The sequence below is a fragment of the Microbacterium enclense genome (assembly GCA_038182865.1).
In the GTDB taxonomy this organism is placed as follows: domain Bacteria; phylum Actinomycetota; class Actinomycetes; order Actinomycetales; family Microbacteriaceae; genus Microbacterium; species Microbacterium enclense_B.
Genome location: CP116226.1, coordinates 2,876,666 through 2,894,068, shown reverse-complemented (window position 1 = coordinate 2,894,068; position 17,403 = coordinate 2,876,666). Strand labels below are relative to the sequence as shown.

At 72.1% G+C, this 17,403-nt stretch carries 18 protein-coding genes; 9 read left to right on the top strand and 9 right to left on the bottom strand.

Annotation, left to right across the window (positions count from 1 at the left end; translation table 11 throughout):
- Positions 1 to 56 precede the first annotated feature (56 nt).
- The 3 genes from PIR02_13635 to PIR02_13625 all read right to left on the bottom strand — a co-directional run bounded on the left by PIR02_13635 (position 57) and on the right by PIR02_13625 (position 4,229).
- The gene (locus PIR02_13635) at positions 57 to 2,582 is read right to left on the bottom strand and encodes an ATP-dependent Clp protease ATP-binding subunit (protein ID WZH35805.1); all 2,526 of its coding nucleotides are present in this window, start codon (positions 2,580 to 2,582) and stop codon (positions 57 to 59) included.
- A gap of 146 nt (positions 2,583 to 2,728) precedes the next feature.
- Complete coding sequence (locus tag PIR02_13630; GenBank protein WZH35804.1) at positions 2,729 to 3,262, bottom strand: hypothetical protein; 534 nt, start codon at positions 3,260 to 3,262, stop codon at positions 2,729 to 2,731.
- Between the two features lie 133 nt (positions 3,263 to 3,395).
- On the bottom strand, positions 3,396 to 4,229 hold the full coding sequence (locus PIR02_13625; protein WZH35803.1) for a hypothetical protein: 834 nt from the start codon (positions 4,227 to 4,229) through the stop codon (positions 3,396 to 3,398).
- 67 nt (positions 4,230 to 4,296) lie between these two features.
- On the opposite strand from PIR02_13625, the gene PIR02_13620 reads away from it, so the two are divergent.
- The 5 genes from PIR02_13620 to PIR02_13600 all read left to right on the top strand — a co-directional run bounded on the left by PIR02_13620 (position 4,297) and on the right by PIR02_13600 (position 8,780).
- Positions 4,297 to 5,067 carry an EI24 domain-containing protein gene (locus PIR02_13620; GenBank protein ID WZH35802.1) on the top strand — a complete coding sequence of 257 codons (771 nt, stop codon included), beginning with the start codon at positions 4,297 to 4,299 and terminating at the stop codon, positions 5,065 to 5,067.
- 24 nt (positions 5,068 to 5,091) lie between these two features.
- Positions 5,092 to 5,241: a hypothetical protein gene (locus tag PIR02_13615; GenBank protein WZH35801.1), complete on the top strand. Its 150-nt coding sequence runs from the start codon at positions 5,092 to 5,094 to the stop codon at positions 5,239 to 5,241.
- A gap of 16 nt (positions 5,242 to 5,257) precedes the next feature.
- Positions 5,258 to 6,922 carry a thiamine pyrophosphate-binding protein gene (locus PIR02_13610; protein WZH35800.1) on the top strand — a complete coding sequence of 555 codons (1,665 nt, stop codon included), beginning with the start codon at positions 5,258 to 5,260 and terminating at the stop codon, positions 6,920 to 6,922.
- 67 nt (positions 6,923 to 6,989) lie between these two features.
- Entirely contained in the window at positions 6,990 to 8,093 is a 1,104-nt protein-coding gene (locus tag PIR02_13605) for a methyltransferase (GenBank protein ID WZH35799.1), read from the top strand.
- A 54-nt stretch (positions 8,094 to 8,147) separates the two neighbouring features.
- Positions 8,148 to 8,780 carry a hypothetical protein gene (locus PIR02_13600; protein ID WZH35798.1) on the top strand — a complete coding sequence of 211 codons (633 nt, stop codon included), beginning with the start codon at positions 8,148 to 8,150 and terminating at the stop codon, positions 8,778 to 8,780.
- 11 nt (positions 8,781 to 8,791) lie between these two features.
- On the opposite strand, the gene PIR02_13595 is transcribed toward PIR02_13600, so the two are convergent.
- Complete coding sequence (locus PIR02_13595) at positions 8,792 to 9,256, bottom strand: DUF3817 domain-containing protein (GenBank protein ID WZH35797.1); 465 nt, start codon at positions 9,254 to 9,256, stop codon at positions 8,792 to 8,794.
- A gap of 668 nt (positions 9,257 to 9,924) precedes the next feature.
- Between PIR02_13595 and PIR02_13590 the strand changes: the two genes are divergently transcribed.
- Positions 9,925 to 10,950, top strand: a complete 1,026-nt coding sequence (locus PIR02_13590) for an FUSC family protein (protein WZH35796.1) — start codon at positions 9,925 to 9,927, stop codon at positions 10,948 to 10,950.
- 7 nt (positions 10,951 to 10,957) lie between these two features.
- Complete coding sequence (locus tag PIR02_13585; GenBank protein ID WZH35795.1) at positions 10,958 to 11,446, top strand: hypothetical protein; 489 nt, start codon at positions 10,958 to 10,960, stop codon at positions 11,444 to 11,446.
- Positions 11,447 to 11,467: 21 nt separating this feature from the next.
- Here PIR02_13585 and PIR02_13580 read toward each other — a convergent pair whose 3' ends face one another.
- Positions 11,468 to 11,887, bottom strand: coding sequence for a nuclear transport factor 2 family protein (locus tag PIR02_13580; GenBank protein WZH35794.1), 420 nt, complete (start codon positions 11,885 to 11,887; stop codon positions 11,468 to 11,470).
- A 65-nt stretch (positions 11,888 to 11,952) separates the two neighbouring features.
- On the opposite strand from PIR02_13580, the gene PIR02_13575 reads away from it, so the two are divergent.
- Positions 11,953 to 12,807 carry a ribokinase gene (locus PIR02_13575; GenBank protein ID WZH35793.1) on the top strand — a complete coding sequence of 285 codons (855 nt, stop codon included), beginning with the start codon at positions 11,953 to 11,955 and terminating at the stop codon, positions 12,805 to 12,807.
- The gene (locus tag PIR02_13570; GenBank protein ID WZH35792.1) at positions 12,804 to 13,739 is read left to right on the top strand and encodes a nucleoside hydrolase; all 936 of its coding nucleotides are present in this window, start codon (positions 12,804 to 12,806) and stop codon (positions 13,737 to 13,739) included. Before PIR02_13575 ends, PIR02_13570 begins: the two co-directional genes overlap by 4 nt.
- On the opposite strand, the gene PIR02_13565 is transcribed toward PIR02_13570, so the two are convergent.
- From PIR02_13565 to PIR02_13550, 4 genes are all read right to left on the bottom strand, one after another.
- Positions 13,736 to 14,884 carry an SGNH/GDSL hydrolase family protein gene (locus PIR02_13565; GenBank protein WZH35791.1) on the bottom strand — a complete coding sequence of 383 codons (1,149 nt, stop codon included), beginning with the start codon at positions 14,882 to 14,884 and terminating at the stop codon, positions 13,736 to 13,738. The genes PIR02_13570 and PIR02_13565 overlap by 4 nt on opposite strands.
- Positions 14,881 to 15,468 (bottom strand): TetR-like C-terminal domain-containing protein, encoded by a 588-nt coding sequence (locus PIR02_13560; GenBank protein WZH35790.1) that lies wholly within the window; start codon positions 15,466 to 15,468, stop codon positions 14,881 to 14,883. The genes PIR02_13565 and PIR02_13560 overlap by 4 nt, the downstream gene beginning before the upstream one ends.
- 146 nt (positions 15,469 to 15,614) lie before the next feature.
- Positions 15,615 to 16,313, bottom strand: a complete 699-nt coding sequence (locus PIR02_13555) for a ThuA domain-containing protein (GenBank protein ID WZH35789.1) — start codon at positions 16,311 to 16,313, stop codon at positions 15,615 to 15,617.
- Complete coding sequence (locus PIR02_13550; GenBank protein ID WZH35788.1) at positions 16,310 to 17,371, bottom strand: substrate-binding domain-containing protein; 1,062 nt, start codon at positions 17,369 to 17,371, stop codon at positions 16,310 to 16,312. The genes PIR02_13555 and PIR02_13550 overlap by 4 nt, the downstream gene beginning before the upstream one ends.
- Between the last annotated feature and the right edge of the window lie 32 nt (positions 17,372 to 17,403).

The following is a 17,403-nucleotide window of genomic DNA, read 5'->3' as shown; positions in this document are numbered from 1 at the left end:
GACCCGCACAGCAGAAGGCCCCCGGAACCGTGAAGGGTTCCGGGGGCCTGGGGTGCTCACGCCGCGAGGACGCTCACGCCGGCGCGAACGGCGAAGCCCGCGCCGTCGGCATCCACCGTCACCGTGCCTCCGTCGCCGAGCTCGCCCGAGACGAACAGGTCGGCGATCCGGTCGTCGACCTCCCGCTGGATGACCCGCCGCAGTGGCCGTGCACCGTACTCGGGCTCGTAGCCGACCTCGACGAGGCGGTCCACCGCGGCGTCCGTGACCTCGAGCGTCACGCCGCGAGACGACAACCGCCGCGAGGTCGCGCCCAGCAGCAGCCGCACGATCTCGCGCAGTTGCGCCTTCTCGAGCTTCTGGAACAGCACGATGTCGTCGATGCGGTTGAGGAACTCGGGTCGCATCGCCTCGCGGAGCTTGCCCATGACCCGATCGCGCAGGTCGGCGGCCGCGAACTCGCGTCCCGTCGTGCTGAAACCGATCGCACCGGAGCGGGATGCCAGGATCTCGGCGCCCAGGTTCGAGGTCATCACGATGACGGTGTTGCGGAAATCGACCGTGCGCCCCTGGCCGTCGGTCAGACGGCCGTCGTCGAGCACCTGCAGGAGCAGGGTGAACACGTCGGGGTGGGCCTTCTCGATCTCGTCGAACAGCACCACCGAGTACGGGTTTCGACGCACGCGCTCGGTCAGCTGACCGGCCTCGTCGTAGCCCACGTATCCGGGAGGGGCACCGACCAGACGCGAGACGGTGTGCCGTTCGCCGAACTCGCTCATGTCGAAGCGGATCACGGCGCCGTCGTCGTCGAACAGGGATCCGGCGAGAGCCTTGGCCAGCTCCGTCTTTCCGACACCGGTCGGGCCGAGGAAGAGGAACGAGCCCACGGGGCGCTGCTCGTCTCCCATGCCGGTCCGGTTGCGACGGACGGCCTTCGCCACGGCTGTCACCGCGTCGTCCTGCCCGATGACCCGGGCGTGCAGCTCGTCCTCCAGCTGCGAGAGGCGTCCGCGTTCAGTGGCGGTGAGGCGCGCCACCGGGATCCCGGTGGCACGGCTGATCACCGCGGCGATCTCGGGCTCGTCGACCACGGCCTCCGCGCGCGGCGCGCTGGTCGCGTGATCGAGGCGCGTCTGGACGGCGGCGATCTCGTCGCGCAGGCGCGACGCCTCCTCGTAGTGCTCCGCCGAGACGGCCGCGTTCTTCTCGGCCTCCAGGACGGCGAGCTGCTCGACCAACGCCGTCGTGTCGACCGAGACGCCCAGCCGCAGCCGCAGACGCGCGCCGGCCTGGTCGATGAGGTCGATCGCCTTGTCGGGGAGCACGCGGTCCGGCAGGTAGCGGTCGCTGAGCTCCACGGCGGCGCGCAGCGCGTCGTCGGTGTAGCTGACGGCGTGGTGCTCCTCGTACGCCGAGCGCAGCCCGCGGAGGATCTCCACGGCATCCGGGATCGACGGCTCGCCGACGCGCACGGGCTGCAGGCGTCGTTCGAGCGCCGGGTCCTTCTCGATCGTGCGGTACTCGCGCAGGGTGGTGGCACCGATCAGGTGCACGTCGCCGCGTGCGAGGCGCGGCTTCAGGATGTTGCCGGCATCCATCGATCCGTCGCCACTTCCGCCCGCACCGACGAGGGTGTGCACCTCGTCGACGAAGACGACGAGCTTCTCGGATGCCGCGATCTCGTCCATCGTCTGGGTCAGACGCTCCTCGAAGTCGCCGCGGTAGCGGGCGCCGGCGAGCATCGCGGCCAGATCGATCGACACCACGCGGGTGTCGCGCAGTTGCTCGGGGACCTCGTTCGCGACGATCGCGCGGGCCAGCCCCTCGACGACCGCGGTCTTGCCCACGCCGGCTTCGCCGATGAGCACGGGGTTGTTCTTCGTGCGCCGGCTGAGGATCTCGATGGTCTGCTCGATCTCGTCGGCGCGACCGATCACGGGGTCGAGTTCGCCGGCCGCGGCCCGCGCCGTGAGGTCGGTGCCGAAACGGTCGAGGTTCGGGGTGACGGATGCCGCCTCGGTCGGTGCCGCATCCTCACCCCCGCCGACGACCGTCTCGCGCACACCCTGGGTCAGGGCCTCTGCGGTGACCCCGGCCTGGGCGAGGATCTGCCCGGCGGGAGCGTCCTGCGCGAGGACCAGGGCGAAGAAGAGGTGGTCGGGGTCGACGTAGGTCGATCCCGCAGCGCGGGCCACCTGGAAGGCATGGAAGAGCGCGCGCTGGACGGATCCCGCGACGACGGCCCCGTCGACGTCGGCCGCATCGCTCGCGGCCGGCAATCGACTCTCGGCGGCGCGCGCGATCGCGACGGGGTCGGCACCGAGTCGGGTGACCGCCTCGCGCGCGGGCGATTGCCCGACGAGCACGTGCAGAACGTGGAGCGCGTCGAGTTCGCGTTGACCGCGACCCAGCGCGTAGCGGCCGGCGGCCTGCAGCGCTTCCTGCGTGCGGGCGCTCAGGAACCGGCTGAGATCGATGGATCGTTCGGCGCGAGCGCGCTCTCCCGCGAGGTAGCGGGCGAGGAACTCGTCGAACGACTGAGCGCCGTTGTCCCCGGCGCCGGGGGTGACATCTTCGGACACGTGGTCTCCTGTGATACATGAGTCAGGTTCACTCAAGTTTGAGACTTGAGTGACTGTGTATCAACTTCAACGGCCAGCCTCAGAGGATATTCCCGGCGATCTCCCGAGGTGCCGCACAGCCCCGAGCCGGGCGCCCCTGCCCCGCATCACGAGGCCCAGGTGAACCACGCGGCGCTGCGTCCGTCGACCTCGACAACACCACCGCCCACCGAGTGGCGGGCCGACATCGCATCATCCCCATCGCTCCACCAGATACCGGTCGTCCCGGCGAGGGAGTCGCTCGCCTCGCCCTGCCACCCCGCGGCCGCGAAGGCTTCGTCGGCGCGACGGATCGCCCCGTCGGGGTCGTCGAAGAACAGGGCGGACTCGCGCGACGCTCCCTGGCCGTCGTCCTCCGAGACGAAGCACGTCGGCGTCACCGCCGGGTCGACTCCCTCGGGGAACGTGAAGCTCGCCGGATCGGCCGCGGGCACGTCCCCGAAACCGTTGTCGGCGAGATACGCGAGCATCCCGTCGGTGCAGCCGAAGCGGGCGCCGACTGCCGGCACCTCGCCCGGATCGGCCGCGGGCGCCTCGCTCGCGGCATCCGGGGTCGAGGCGCTCTGTGCCGGCGCACAGCCCGTCAGGATGGCGGCGACGAGCGCCAGCGGGAAGAGGATGCGGGGACTGAGCGCGGACATGGCGTCAGCGTCGCACCGCCCCACCCGGCCGTCGATAGGGGATCCGGCGGACTCGCACCTCCGGGATCGGGCGCGCCGGGTCCGCGGGCCGGCTCACGCGCCCCGGCTCGCCCCGCGATACATGCGCACCGGTTCACGCGCGCAAAGCGGGATCCGGCGCATCCCAGAGCTCGACCGTCTGCACCAGCCAGAAAACGAGGAACAGGGCGAGCACCACCGACTCACCGACGAAGAGAACCGGCACCCCGCCGATCTCTCGCGCACCGCCCTCGCCCGTCACGAGGGCGGCGACCAACGCCAGGAGCGACCCGAGGATGCCGATCGCGACGATCCCGTAGAGGACGCGGAACCGCCGGCCAGAGCGCTGCGGCCGCCAAGCCGCCACCGCGGCGACGAGTCCGATCACCGTGAAGAAGCCGATCGCCCCCACGTTGTGCGCCGCGCGGAGGAAAGCCTCGAGGTCGATGACGGCCCAGCCGACGAGGGCGGCCACGGTGAGAGCGACGGCGGCGAGCGTCACGACCGTGCCCACCCCGGCCGCTCCCTGGGTGCGCGCGAGCACCGCCGCGGCGATGAGCACGAGAACGGCGACGGATGCCACGGCGGCACCGTTCACGATGACTCCAGGGACCGCCACGGCGGGCACGCACACCGTCTCATCGGGACACGAGGCATCGGAGATCGGGGTCGGCACGAAGGCGATGACCAGCGCGAACACCGCCGCGACGTCGAGCAATCCCTGTTCGATGCTGTGTCCCGACAAGACGAGCAGGGCGAGGGCGACCGCGCACAGACCGCCGACGAACAGATCGCCCGCCGGGGTGTAGAAGGCGGCGCTGAGCGACGAGAGCACTCCCCCGGTCGCCACCTGCAACGCGATCGCGACCGCGAGGGCCAGCGTCGCCCCGACGATCGACAGCCGCACGTAGCGGTACGTTCGCTGCGTCGAGGTCGTGCGGATGCGCATGCCCACATCCTGGCATCGGCCGCCGACACGCGCCCGCCCACGATGGGTCGTCTGCGAGACTCGGCCTATGCGCGATTTTCTCGACGGGGCCGCGATGCTCGCTCGCGGGCTGGGTCAGTGGAGGAGAACCCCAGGCGCGATGGCGCTCGGCCTCATCCCCGGAGCGGTCGTCGGCCTGGTGTTCGGGGCCGTGCTCGTGGGGTGGGGCTTCTGGCTGCCCACCCTCGTCGATGACTGGACCCCGTTCGCCGACACCTGGCAGCCCTTCTGGGGCGGCGCCCTGCGCCTGGCGCTGGGGGTCGCGTCGTTCGGAGCCGTGCTCTTCCTCGTCGCCGTCTCCTTCACCGCGGTCACCCTCACGGTCGGCGAACCGATCTACGACCGCATCTGGCGCGCGACCGAGCGGTCCGCCCTCGGCGCGGTGCCCGACACCGAATACGGCTTCTGGCGCGGGGTGGGCGACAGCGTGCGGCTGGTCCTGCGCGGCATCCTGGTCGCGATCCTGGCGTGGCTACTCGGGCTCATCCCCCTCGTCGGCGGGGTGCTCGGCGGTCTGATCGGCCTGCTCCTCACGGGCTGGCTGCTCGCCGACGAGCTCACTTCGCGATCACTGTCGGCTCGCGGACTCGATCGCACCGCCCGCCGCGCCCTCCTGCGCGAGAACCGGGCGAGGGCCCTGGGCTTCGGCGTCGCGACGCAGCTCTGCTTCCTCGTTCCGCTCGGCGCGGTCGCGGTGATGCCCGCCGCCGTCGCGGGCAGCACGCTGTGGTCGCACGCCGCCCTCGGCGAGACGCCCCGCCGGCCCGCCGACACGCGACCGGTCGACCCGGCACGGTAGCCTGGACCGACCGAAGGGATCCTCATGTTCATCGTCTCGCTCATCCTGTTCGTCGGGGGCATGCTGCTCACCGGCCTCTCGTTCTCGCTCGCGGCCCCCGCGCTCTTCTTCGCCCTCGGCATCATCCTGGTCTCGGCATCGCTCGCGCTGCCCTTCCACTTCGGCACCCGGTAAGCGCGGACGCTCGGCCATGACGACCTATACCGTGGCCGATTACCTCCTCGATCGGCTCGCCGAAGCGGGGGTCCGGCACTTCTTCGGTGTTCCCGGCGACTTCACGCTCGCGTTCCTCGACCATGTCGAGCGTCACCCGCTCATCGAGTGGGTCGGTTGCGCCAATGAGCTCGGCGCCGGCTACGCCGCCGACGGCTACGCGCGTCTGCACGGCATCGGCGCCCTCAGTACGACCTTCGGTGTCGGCGAGCTCTCCGCGATCAGCGCGGTCGCCGGGAGCTATGCCGAGCACGTCCCCGTGCTGCACGTCGTCGGTTCCCCGACGACCGCGGTGCAGGCGGCCGGGCGCGCGAGCCACCACTCCCTCGGCGACGGCGACTTCGGGCATTTCGCCCGCATGACCGCCGAAGTCACCGCCGCTCAAGAGATCCTGACGGCGACGGATGCCACGGCCCAGATCGACCGGCTGCTCACCGAGGTGCGCCATCGGCGTCTGCCGGGGTACCTCCTCATCCCCGCCGACATCGGCGAGACGCCCGTCGATCCGCCGTCGGAGCCGCTCCCCTCGCCCGACACGGTCACCGACCCTGCGGTGCTCACGCGGTTCCGCGACGCGGTCGCGGCTCGCCTCGCCGTCGCCGACTCGGCCGCGGTGCTCGCCGACATCCTCGTCGCGCGCCTCGACGCCGAGGACCACCTCCGCCGGGTCCTCGACTGCGGCGTGCCGCACGCGTCGCTCCTCTGGGGCCGCCGCGTCGTCGACGAGTCGGCGTCGGGGTACCTGGGGTCCTACCTCGGTGCGACGAGCGCCCCGGCCGTCCGCGCCGGTATCGAAGACGCAGACGTCCTCGTGATGGCCGGTGTGCAGTTCACCGACCTGACGAGCGGGTTCTTCTCACAGCGCATCGACCCGGCGCGCACGATCGAGGTCCGCGGCGAGCACGCGCGCATCGGCGACGACGACTTCCGGCCCCTCGCGATGCGCGACGCGCTGGACGCCGTGGCGGAGGAGCTCGCGGCGCTCCCTGGCCGCTTCGCCGTCACGACGGAAGTGCCCGCCGTCTCGACCCACGTCCCCGCCGACCCCGGTGCGGCCCTGTCGCAAGAGGCCCTCTGGCGCGAGGTGGCCGCGTTCCTTCGCGACGGCGACACCGTGCTCGCCGACCAGGGCACGTCGTTCTACGGCATGGCGGGCGAACGGCTGCCGCACGGCGTCGTCTTCGGCGGACAACCGCTGTGGGCGGCGATCGGCTTCACGCTGCCCGCGATCCTCGGTGCCGCCCTCGCGAGACCCGAACGACGCCCTGTGCTGCTCATCGGCGACGGTGCCGCGCAGCTCACGAGCGCCGAGCTGGGCACGATCGTGCGGCACGGCATCCCCGCCATCATCGTGGTCGTCGACAACGCCGGGTACACGGTCGAACGCGTCATCCACGGTCTGCACGAGGAATACAACGACATCGCCATCTGGGACTGGACGACGCTCCTGGCCGCCGTGGACCCGGCGGCCACGAGCGTGGGCGTGCGCGTCGACACGGTCGGTGGTCTGACCGAGGCGCTGGGAGCCGCCCGCGCGTCCGACGGCCTGACGCTGATCCAGGCGGTCGTCCCCCAGGACGACGTGCCGCCCGTGCTCGCCGACCTCGCGGCCGCGGCCGCCGCCGCGAACCGCCGGTCCTGATCACGGGTGTCCGACCCGAGGCTCCCACCCGGTCTCGGTGCGAGGCACCGCCGGGTACCGTAGCCGAGTGCCGTTCTCGTTCGATGCCCTCCGCCGCTGGCCCGACCTCGAGGCACCCGGTCTTCTCGCCGCCGATGCAGCCGACCGGCTGATCGTCGACGAGTCCGCCGAGGCGCGAGCGGGCCTAGACGACGGGCAGCTCGTGGTGATCGGTGACGCCTACGGCGCCCTCACTCTGGCCGCCGCCGAGGCGGGGGCGCGTGGCATCCGGGTCCATCAGGACGAGCTCACCGGCGAACAGGCCCTCGCCGCGAACGCCGACACGACCGGTCTCACCGGCACGTTCTCGTCGCTCGGGAGGGATGCCGCTCTGCTTTCGGGCGCACGCGTCGTGCTCCTGCGTCTGCCACGGTCGCTGCGCGAGCTGCACGATCTGGCCGGACTGATCGCCCGGCACGCCCACCCCGACGTCGTGGTCTTCGCCGGCGGCCGGCTCAAGCACATGACGCCGACGATGAACGAGGTCTTGCGTGCGCGCTTCGACCGGGTCGACGTCTCGCACGCGCGGCAGAAGTCACGCGTCCTGACCGCCCGAGGCCCGCACGACGGCGCCGAGCCCGACCCCGAACGCACGCGTGTCGACGACCTCGAGATCCGCGCGTTCGGCGGAGCGTTCGCCGGAGCCTCGCTCGACATCGGTACGCGCCTGCTGCTCGCCCACCTCCCGGAACCGGCGGATGGCGATGCGATCGACCTGGCATGTGGAACGGGGATCGTCGCAGCGACCCTGGCGATGCGGCATCCGTCGCTCCGCGTGCTCGCGTGCGATCAGTCCGCAATCGCCGTGGACTCCGCGCGCGCCACGGCGGAGGCCAACGGCCTCGACGACAGGATCACCGTCGTGCGCGACGACATGATGCGCTCGCGGGCCGACGACAGTGCGGCGTTCATCGCGCTGAACCCGCCGTTCCACTCGGGTGCGGCGGTCACCGAGGGCATCGCGCCGCGGATGTTCGCCGAGGCCGCGCGGGTCCTCCGCCCGGGCGGGGAACTGTGGACGGTGTGGAACTCCGCGCTGCAGTACCGCCCCGCGCTCGAGCGTCTGGTCGGGCCGACGCGTCAGATCGCGCGCGACCGGAAGTTCACGGTGACCGTGTCGACGAAGCGGTGAGTGCGTCGAGCGCGACAGCGACGTAGATTCGGCTCATCCGCGCGAGGAGGCGCCATGCGACGTTTCGTCATCGGGGCGCTCTCCGTCGCCTCGTCCCTGGCGTTCCTCGCCGCGACCGTGACGCCCGAGACGGCTGCGCCCGCGACCGCGGCGCCCGCGACCGCGGCTCCCGAGACCGCTGCGCCCGCGATAGCCACGCGCGAGGCGGCCGCCGTGAGCCCGCACAGCGATCCGCGCGGCGCCACGGTCACGACTCCCCTCTTCGCCGACTGCTCGCGGGTGAGCGTCAGCGGTCGCGAGTACGCGCGACGTCACGGCATCGACGTGTGCGGAGCGAGCACCACTCCCCCCGACGCCGCGCTGCGCACCGAGGCCGTCGGCGGAGAGGAGTGCGGTGCGCTCACTCTGACGGCCACGAGCTGGGGTGGGGGCGTCGTCGCTCTCGCGTGGCAGACCTCGTCCCTGACCGGACCGATCGCGCGTGTCGATCTGGCCCTGTCGGTCTCGGGCACGGCGGGCGCGACCGTCCACCGCTTCGCGGGGCAAACCGGGGCGACGCCGGCGCGCGAGGGCATGGTGGGGTACGTCGGCCAGGGTCTCGCGGTCTTCTCGATGTCGGGAACCGTCGAGACGGCGACGGGCATCTGCTCGCTCTCGTCGGCGCCCGCGCGCATCGGCGTGCGCTGACGGCGCGTTCGTCAGCCCTTGCCGCCCGGAGGACCGACCACGAGCAGGACGACGAACACCAGCGCGACCACGACGACGAGCACCAGCGCGAGCGCCCACGGTCGGCGGAGGAAGAAGCGCAGCGCACGGTCGATCGGGCGACGATCGCGTGGATCGCCGGTGTCATCGAGACGCCAGGCCCCGCGGAGGCGTCCGGAGCGCTGCAGCCAGATCTCCGTGGGCACCGTGGCATAAGGGATCACCGCGCTGACGATCGCGACCGCCGCGGGTGCGAGACCCCACCGCTGGTTCAGCGCGACGAGGACGGCGGTCGCGCCGTAGGCGAGGAACACGAAACCGTGGATACCGCCGCCGATCGTCACCGCGATCGGGAGGTCGGCCGTGGCCCGCAGGATGAGCCCGCCGATCAAGAGGGTCCACGAGACCGCCTCGGCGATCGCGAGCGTGCGGAACAGGGTCAGCGGCGTGCGGAACACGTCTCTCCTCGGGCGGGTCGGGGCTTCCCACCCTACGGAACGCGAAGAGCGGCATCCGTCCGACTCCTCGACGTCGAACCACGCTCACTCGACGGGCTGGTCGTCCTCGTCGAGCGAGGGATCGGACCGCTCCGCTTCGGCGGCCGTGGTCGTGTCGGGCTCGGGCCCGGGCTCGATCGGGGGCTTCTCTCGCTCGGCATCCATCTCTCCACCCCACCAGAAGCAGCGGTCCGGATGCCAGGGCCTTGACGTTCCGCGGCCGATCGCGCGGCAGCCGGGGCGGGGCGGGCGGCCGCCCGGGGCCGGGCGGCGGGACGGGCCGGACGGTGGGGTGGTGCGGGCGGCCGGGTGGGGCGGGCCGCCCGGTGGGGTGGGGCGGGCGAAACTCCTGAGAACTCGGGGGCCACGGCCGGGCGGCGGCGTCTCGAGGCACCACGGCCCCGATTTCTCAGGAGTTTCGCCCGGGACGGCGCTGGCCGGCCAGGCATGCCCGGCCGCGCGCAGCGCGACCGTTTCCGGCGGGGGGGCGAGCGAACTCCTGAGAATTCATGCGGCGCGGGCCTGCGGCGGCCTCGACGCCCCCTCAGACGTCGATATCTCAGGAGTTTCGCCCGCGCCGCCACGGATGCTCGGCCGAGCGCCGGCGACGCGGCGCGTAGGCTGGGGAGGTGGCGGAATCCCGGGGGCGTGTGTGGACCGGGGTCATCCGGGTGGGACCGCGTCAGGGCGATCACCGCGTCGCCCTCCGCGCGGTGCTCAGCGTCGGTGTCCCCCTGCTGGTCCTCCTCCTCGTCGGGCGACTCGATCTGAGCGTCTATGCGAGCTTCGGGGCGTTCGCCGCGCTGTACGGCCGGACCGATCTGCCACGCACCCGCGTACGGATGCAGGCGACCGCCGGCGCGATCCTCGTCGCGTCGATGCTCGTCGGCACCGCGCTGTCGTTCTTCGCGACACCGGCGATCGTGAGCGTCGCCGCCGTCGCGCTCGTGGCGGCGGCAGTCACCCTCTTCGCGTACCGCAGGAGATGGCATCCGCCCGGCGCGCTGTTCGCGGTCTTCGCGGCCGGCGCGACGGCGAGCTTCCCCGCCACCGGAACGACTTTCGGCCTCGTCATCGTCGTGGGTGGCGCGAGCGTCGTCTGGAGCCTGGTCGTGACCACCGCCCTCGTCCTCCTGCGGCGCGGCTCCTGGCGACGCCCGGCCCGCACGCGGCCTCCGATCGGCGCGGTCGCGTGGGAGATGACGGCGACTGTCGGTGCCGCGGCGCTGCTCGCCGGGATCGCCGGCGCCCTGCTCATCGGCACCCACTGGTACTGGGCCATGGTCGGCGCCGTCGCCGCCGTCGGCGGAGCGCACGTGACCGCTCGACTGATTCGCGGCGTGCAACGCCTGGTCGGCACCCTCCTCGGTGTGCTGATCGCGGCCGGGTTGCTCGCCCTCAGCCTGCCGCCGTGGCTGGTCATCCTCATCGCCATCGCGCTGCAGGCAGGTGCCGAGCTGTTCGTCGGGCGCAACTACGGCATCGCGATGATCTTCATCACCCCGCTCGCGCTGCTCATGGTCTCGCTCGCCTCGCCCGCCGGCCCCGACCTGCTCTTGCGCGACCGCGTCCTCGAGACGGTCATCGGCGTCGCGGTCGGCACGGTGGTCGCGATCGTGTCGGCGGGGCTGCGACGCCGATCTGAGAGAGACTGACCCGGCCATGGAGACCGAGGAACCCCGCCGCCGACTGGGACACGACGCCGCCGAGCGGATCAGCGCGGGCTGCTACGGCGCCCTGGTCTCGGCGTCCACGCTCATCGGCCTCGGCAACGCCGACCTCGCGGACGTCATCGCCGTGGTCGCCCTGACCAACCTCGTGTATTTCGCGACCCACGTCTTCGCGTACACGCTCGGCGATGTGTCGTCGAAGCGCGCCTGGCCCGTCATCCGCCACCACCTCGCGGTGAGCGCGCCGATGGTGTCGGTGACCTTCCTCCCGCTCCTCGTCGTGGTGGGACTCGTCGCGACGGGCGTCGACCTGCAGACGGCGCTGCTCTGGGGCGTCGGCGTCGCGATGGCCTACCTCGTCATCGTGGCGACCGCGGGCGCGCGCCTGCGCGGCTCCTCGCCGATCGCGGTGGTCCTGACCGCGATCGGTGCCGCGGTCATCGCCGGGCTGTTGATCGTGGCGAAGCTGCTCCTGCACTGACCGCGCCGCCGCGACCGGCCCTCAGACCGGCGTCGTGGTGTGATCGCCGTGGCGGTGCACGATGCGCCACGCGCCGTCTTCCCGGCGCCAGACGTGCGTCACCCGCACGACGAACGCACGGGGTTCGGCACCGTCGACCGACAGCACCCCGCTCTCGCGGCCCGCGGTCATCGCCCAGTCGCCCGCGACCAGCACACGGTCGTACTCGGGGACGAGCGTCCCTCCCCGGAAGCGCCGGGCGACGACCTCGAGGGTCGACGCCACGTCGGCCGCCGTGGTCGCGTGCGTTCCGAATCCGCCCATCAAGGTGGCGTCGTCGGTCCGGGTCCACAGGGCCGTGAACGGTCCCGGGTCGCCGTGGCCCATGGCGTTCAGAGCCTGGGCGACATCGCGGAGTGCCGCGTCGAACGAGGACGGATCGTCGCGGGGTCCGGTGGTCATGGCACCATCGTGGCGCACTCGGTCGACCGTGTCGCGCTCGATGTCGGCGAGCCGTGACAGGCTGGGTGATCGTGAGCCCCCACCCTCCTGCCCCTCACCTGACCGTCGTCGGCGCGATCAACGTCGATCTCACCGCCCGCGTCGAACGTGCCCCGGCCGCCGGGGAGACCGTCGCCGACGGGATCCTGCAGCGCGGGCCCGGCGGGAAGGGTGCCAATCAGGCGGTCGCCGCCGCTCGGCTCGGAGCGCAGGTGCGCCTCGTCGGTGCCGTGGGCGATGACCTGGATGGTCGTGGCATCCGGGACCAGCTCGCCTCGGTGGGTGTCGACGCCTCGGGCGTGCAGACCGCGGATGCCGCGACCGGCACCGCTCTGATCGTCGTCGACGCCACGGGCGAGAACTCCATCGTCGTGTGCGCCGGCGCGAACGCCGCGATCGACCCGCAGGCGCTGGGGATCGACCCCGGTTCGGCGGTGCTCCTGCAGCTGGAAGTGTCGGATGCCGTGGTCTCCGCCGCCGCGGAGGTCGCGGGCTTCCTCGTGGTGAACGCTGCTCCCGCGCGCCCTCTCCCCCGCGGCGTGCGCGAGCGCTGCGACCTCGTCATCGTGAACAAGACCGAGTACGCCCAGCTGCCCGAGGTGCACGATGCACCCCTGCTCTGCGTGACGCTCGGCGCCGAGGGGGCGCGGCTCTTCCGCCGCGGCCGGCTCGTCGCCGCCGCCCCCGGGGTCGCCACGACCGTGCGCAACACCGTCGGCGCGGGAGATGCGTTCTGCGCCGCGCTCGTGTGCGGACTCCTCCGTGGCGACGACGAGGCCGAGGCCCTCGCTCGCGCGTGCGCGGTCGGGGCAGCGGCCGTCGCCGACGAGGCCTCGCAACCGGCGCTCGCGCCGCTCGACACGTATGGAGCACGATCATGACCCGCCGCCCGATCCTCGTCGACTGCGACACCGGCATCGACGACGCCCTGGCCCTCGCCTACCTCCTGGCCGAGCCGACCGTCGAGATCGTCGGGGTCACCACCGTCTCGGGAAACACGGATGCCGCCCGCGCGGCGGCCAACACCCTCTCGCTGTTCGAGCTCGCCGGGGTCGACGACATCCCCGTCGCGATCGGCGCGCACGACTTCCGCGATCACCCGTACGCGGGCGGAGCACCACACGTCCATGGCGCGGACGGGGTCGGAGAGAGTGCGCTGGCAGCGGCCGCTCGTGCACACGACGCCCGCGCGGCGGTCGAGCTCATCGACCACCTGGCCCAGCGGCATCCGGGTCTCACCGTGCTCGCCCTCGGACCGTTGACCAACCTCGCCGCGTACGCCGAGACGCCGGGCGTCGCCGCGTTCGACCGGCTCGTCATCATGGGCGGTGCGTTCGCGCACTCCGGCAACGTCACGGCGTGGGCCGAGGCGAACATCCACAACGACCCGAAGGCGGCCGCCGTGGTGTTCGCGCAGGACTGGGACGTCACCGCCGTGCCCCTCGATGTGACGATGACGCAGACCCTGGATGCCACCGACCTCGTGCGCCTCGAGGCGATCCCGGGTGCGCTCCCGCAGGCGCTGGCCGCGATGCTCCCGCTGTACCTCGATTTCTACGAGGGCCGCGTCTTCCCCGACCGCCGCTGCGCCCTGCACGACCCGCTCGCCGCGATGGTCGCCGCGGGGGCCCTCCGCGGTGTCAGCGTCGTGCGTGGCCGGATCGACGTGCGTCTGGAGCGCGGCGAGCGCGGGCGGACCGTCTCGTCGCATGCGTCGGACGCCCAGCGCTGGGTGCGCGGCATGGAGGGGTCGGCGGCCGAGGTCCTGCTCGACACGCTCGAGCGGCGGGAGTGGCCCCCGCGGGGCCGCTAACGGCGAAGAAGCCCGCCTGCGCCGAAGGCCGCCGTCGCGAACCGTTCGCCGATGAGGCGATGCGTCGCCGTGTCGGGGTGCAGACCGTCCGGCAGGGGGTGCGCTCCCGCGTCGGTTGAGCCGTACAGCGAGAGCCCGTCGAGGAGGTGCAGTGCGGGGTCGTCTGCCCGATCGGCGACCACGGTGGCGAGCAGGTCGCGGATCACCTCGAGGGTCAGCGAGCCGCGGACCACATCGTCGGGTGACCCCGTGGCGACGAAACGGGCGTTGCCGGCGCGCAGGCTCTCGGGGTCGAACGCGCCCGGGCCGGGCGTCGTCTCGTGGATCGGGCTGAGGATCGGCGACACCACGAGCAGCGGAGTGTCGGGGTGTCCCTCGCGAATCGTGTCGAGGAAGCCGTGCACGGCGGGGACGAAAGCGCGGACGCGCATCGCGTCGGCGTTGACGACGTTGATGCCCAGCTTCACGCTGATGACGTCGGCATCCTGATCGCGGATGACCCGTGCCAGGAACGGATCCACCATCGCGCTTCCCCCGAACCCGAGGTTGCGCAGCTGCACGCCGGCAGCGCGCGCGGCCACGACCGGCCAGATCTCGGTGGGCGCGGCGGCGTTGGAGCCGTGGCTGATCGAGCTGCCGTGATGCACCCACACGGGCCGCGGGTCCTCGACGGCGGCGAGCGGCGCATCGGAGTGCAGGGAGATGAGGTCGATCTGCTCGTTGTGCGGCAACCAGATCTCGACGATCTTGTCGACGTGCGGGAGGTCGGTCACGGTGACGACATCGACGTCTCCGTTCCTCGGGGTCGCCGCGCCCGTGGACAGGTCGAGCTCGAGCGCGTCGCCGTGCTGGAGTGGTCGGCGCAGCGCAAGAGAGCCGTCGACGAGCACGTCGACGATCCCCCGCGCACGGTCCAGACCGCGATACGACACCCGCGTGGCGTGCAGGCGCAGCGTCACCGTGGTCGCCTCCGTCCGCACGCGAACATGGATGCCGGACGGCTGCCGCTCCACCAGGGCGAGCTGCGCGTCGGCTTCGCGCTCCCGGTACGGCCGGGGCAGACGGTGCAGGCGGACGCCGCGCTCGGTCTGCTCGAGCTCCGCGCCACCGCGGACCAGGTCGGGAGTGAACGGGGTGTCGATCATGAGGGATCCTTCCGGTCCTCGACGTGCCAGTGCCGGAGCAGGCCGTCGAGACGGTCGATGAGCACGGTCCACGAGGAGTCGACGGACGGTGCCCGGTGGGCGAAACCCCCGACGTGTTCGAGGTGGAGGAACCCGTTGAGGAACGACCCGACGAGACGGGTCGCGTGGACGTGATCGCTTTCAGCGATGCCGTAGCCGCGGAGCACCGCCGCGAGCGTGCGGCCCGAACGCGCGGCCTCGTCGCTTCGGACGACGGCGTCGCCCGCACGCCGCTGGAGGCTCTCCCACCGCCCCGGATGCGCGCGGGCGTAGTCGCGGTGCGCGTCGCACAGTGCTCGGAGGGCGTCGTGCCCTGCGCGCCCGGCGATCGCGTCGCCCGCGCGGTCGCCCAGCTCGCCGAGGGCGAGGATCGTGATGCCGTCGCGGAGGCCGGCGAGGTCGCGGACGTGGCTGTACAGGCTCGGAGTCCGAACGTCCACCGCGCGTGCCACGGCCGAGAGGGTCACCTCGGAGAAACCGTCGGCATCCGCGAGGTCGGCGGCCGTGCGGATGATCGCGAGCGGAGTGAGAGGGGAACGTTCCACGACGTCATCCTATAGATATTAGGTAGAAACCTATATATCGAAGCTTCGCGCGTGGGCTTCGCCCTGCGCGTGCTCGACGAGCCGTTCGCTCGGTAGCGAGGCGCCCGCTCACGCCGACACCGCACACGGCAGATGTCCGGTGCTGCTCACTCGGCGGGGGCGACGACCGTCCGACGCGCCGTGCGTTCGTCGTGGTCGCGGAGGCCGCCCCCGCCGCTCGCCCACCCGGCGAGGTGAGCGACCAGCGCGCGAACGGCGGGGCTCGCGTACGCCTCCACGTCGTGACCGAGAGCGGAGTAGGCAGCCCTCGCCCCTTCCCGCTCGTACGTCCACACCACCGCGTGCGGCTCGCCGTCATGGCCCTGGCGGTACAGCACGCCCGCCTCCGGCGAGACCCGCAGCCACGAGTACGCCTCGTCGACGGTGTCGATGACGGCGGGAAGACCCGGACGCTCGACACCCTCCGCCCGCGTCAGCCGCATCGATCCACGGGCCGGATGCATCGTGCGGCCGCGGACCCAGCGCCCGCCCAGTCGTTTTTCCCAGAAGTCGCCCGCGGGCAGAAGCGTGGCCGCCACATGCAGGGCGAGCACACCGCCACGGTGCCCGGCGATCACCGTCTGCAGCTGCGCATCGCGCGGGTGCGCCTGCGGGCCGCCACCGGCATTGACGACCAGCAGATCGGAAGAGGCGAGATGCTGCGCGAGGGCGTCGACGCGCGTGACCGTCCGCACCGTGAACCCCCGCTCGCGCAGCACATCGGCGACGACCGCGCTCGTCTCGAGGAACGGATGCCAGGGGTCGACGTACTCCTCTCCCCCGGAGAAGAGCACGACATCGCTCACGCGGGCGCCGCCGTGGAGCCGCGCAGGATGAGCCTCGGCTCGACGTGGAGCTGCAGCGGCGGCTCGGCGCTGGGCTCGGAGATCAGGTCGATGAGCATCCGAGCCGCCAGTGCCCCCACTCGGCGGCGATCCGGAGCGATCGCGGCGATCGGCGGGTCCGCATGAGCGGAGACATCGTCGTCGTACGCGACGATCGACAGCTGCTGCGGCACGGTGATGCCCCGAGCCCTCGCGTTCTGCAGGAGCCCGAAGAGCGAGTTCTCATCGCCGTGGCAGAACAGAGCCGTGGCACCGGTGCTCTGCACGGCATTCATGACGACATCCGCACCGCCCCGCTCCCAGCGAGGGCCGGCACCCAGCTCCTCAGGTCCGAGGATGCCGCTCCCCTCTGCGATCCCGAGCCGTTCGAGCGCATCGCGCCAGCCGAGACGGACGAACTCCGAGCTCTGCGAGCTGCCACGACTGACCATGAGGATGCGGCGATGGCCGAGGGACGTGAGGTGGCGCACGGCGGACAGGGCGCCGCGCTCGTGCGCGGTGCGCACCGACGACACCATTCCCAGTCCCCCACCCGGAAGCTCCCGTTCGACGAAGACCACAGGAACGCTCAGCTGCTCGAGCTTCTCGAGGAACCCGGGAGGAGCCTGCCGCTCCGACACCGTCGGGACCCACAGCAGTCCCGAGACACCGCTCGCCACGAGCTCGTCGATGAGGCGGTACTCCTCGTCGAGGTCGTACTCGGAGATCGCGAGCCGCATGTCTCCGCCCGACGAGAGGACGTCGTTGACACCCTCGACGACGTAGCGGTAGTAGTACGACGTCGGCACGACCACACCGATGGTGCCCGTGAACGTGAGATCGGGACCCGCTTCCGGTCCGGAGCGGAGCACCGCACCACCGCGGACCTTGTCGAGCACCTGTTCGGCGACCAGCGAGTCCAGATCGCGGCGCACAGTGACGTGCGAGACACCCAGATCACTGACGAGCGAGGTGATGCTGACCGCTCCGTCCTGTTGCGCGCGACTCAGAATCCGCGCACGTCGTTCCGCAGCGAGCATCGGGGCCTCCTTTGCCTGTCCGTCGGTCTCAT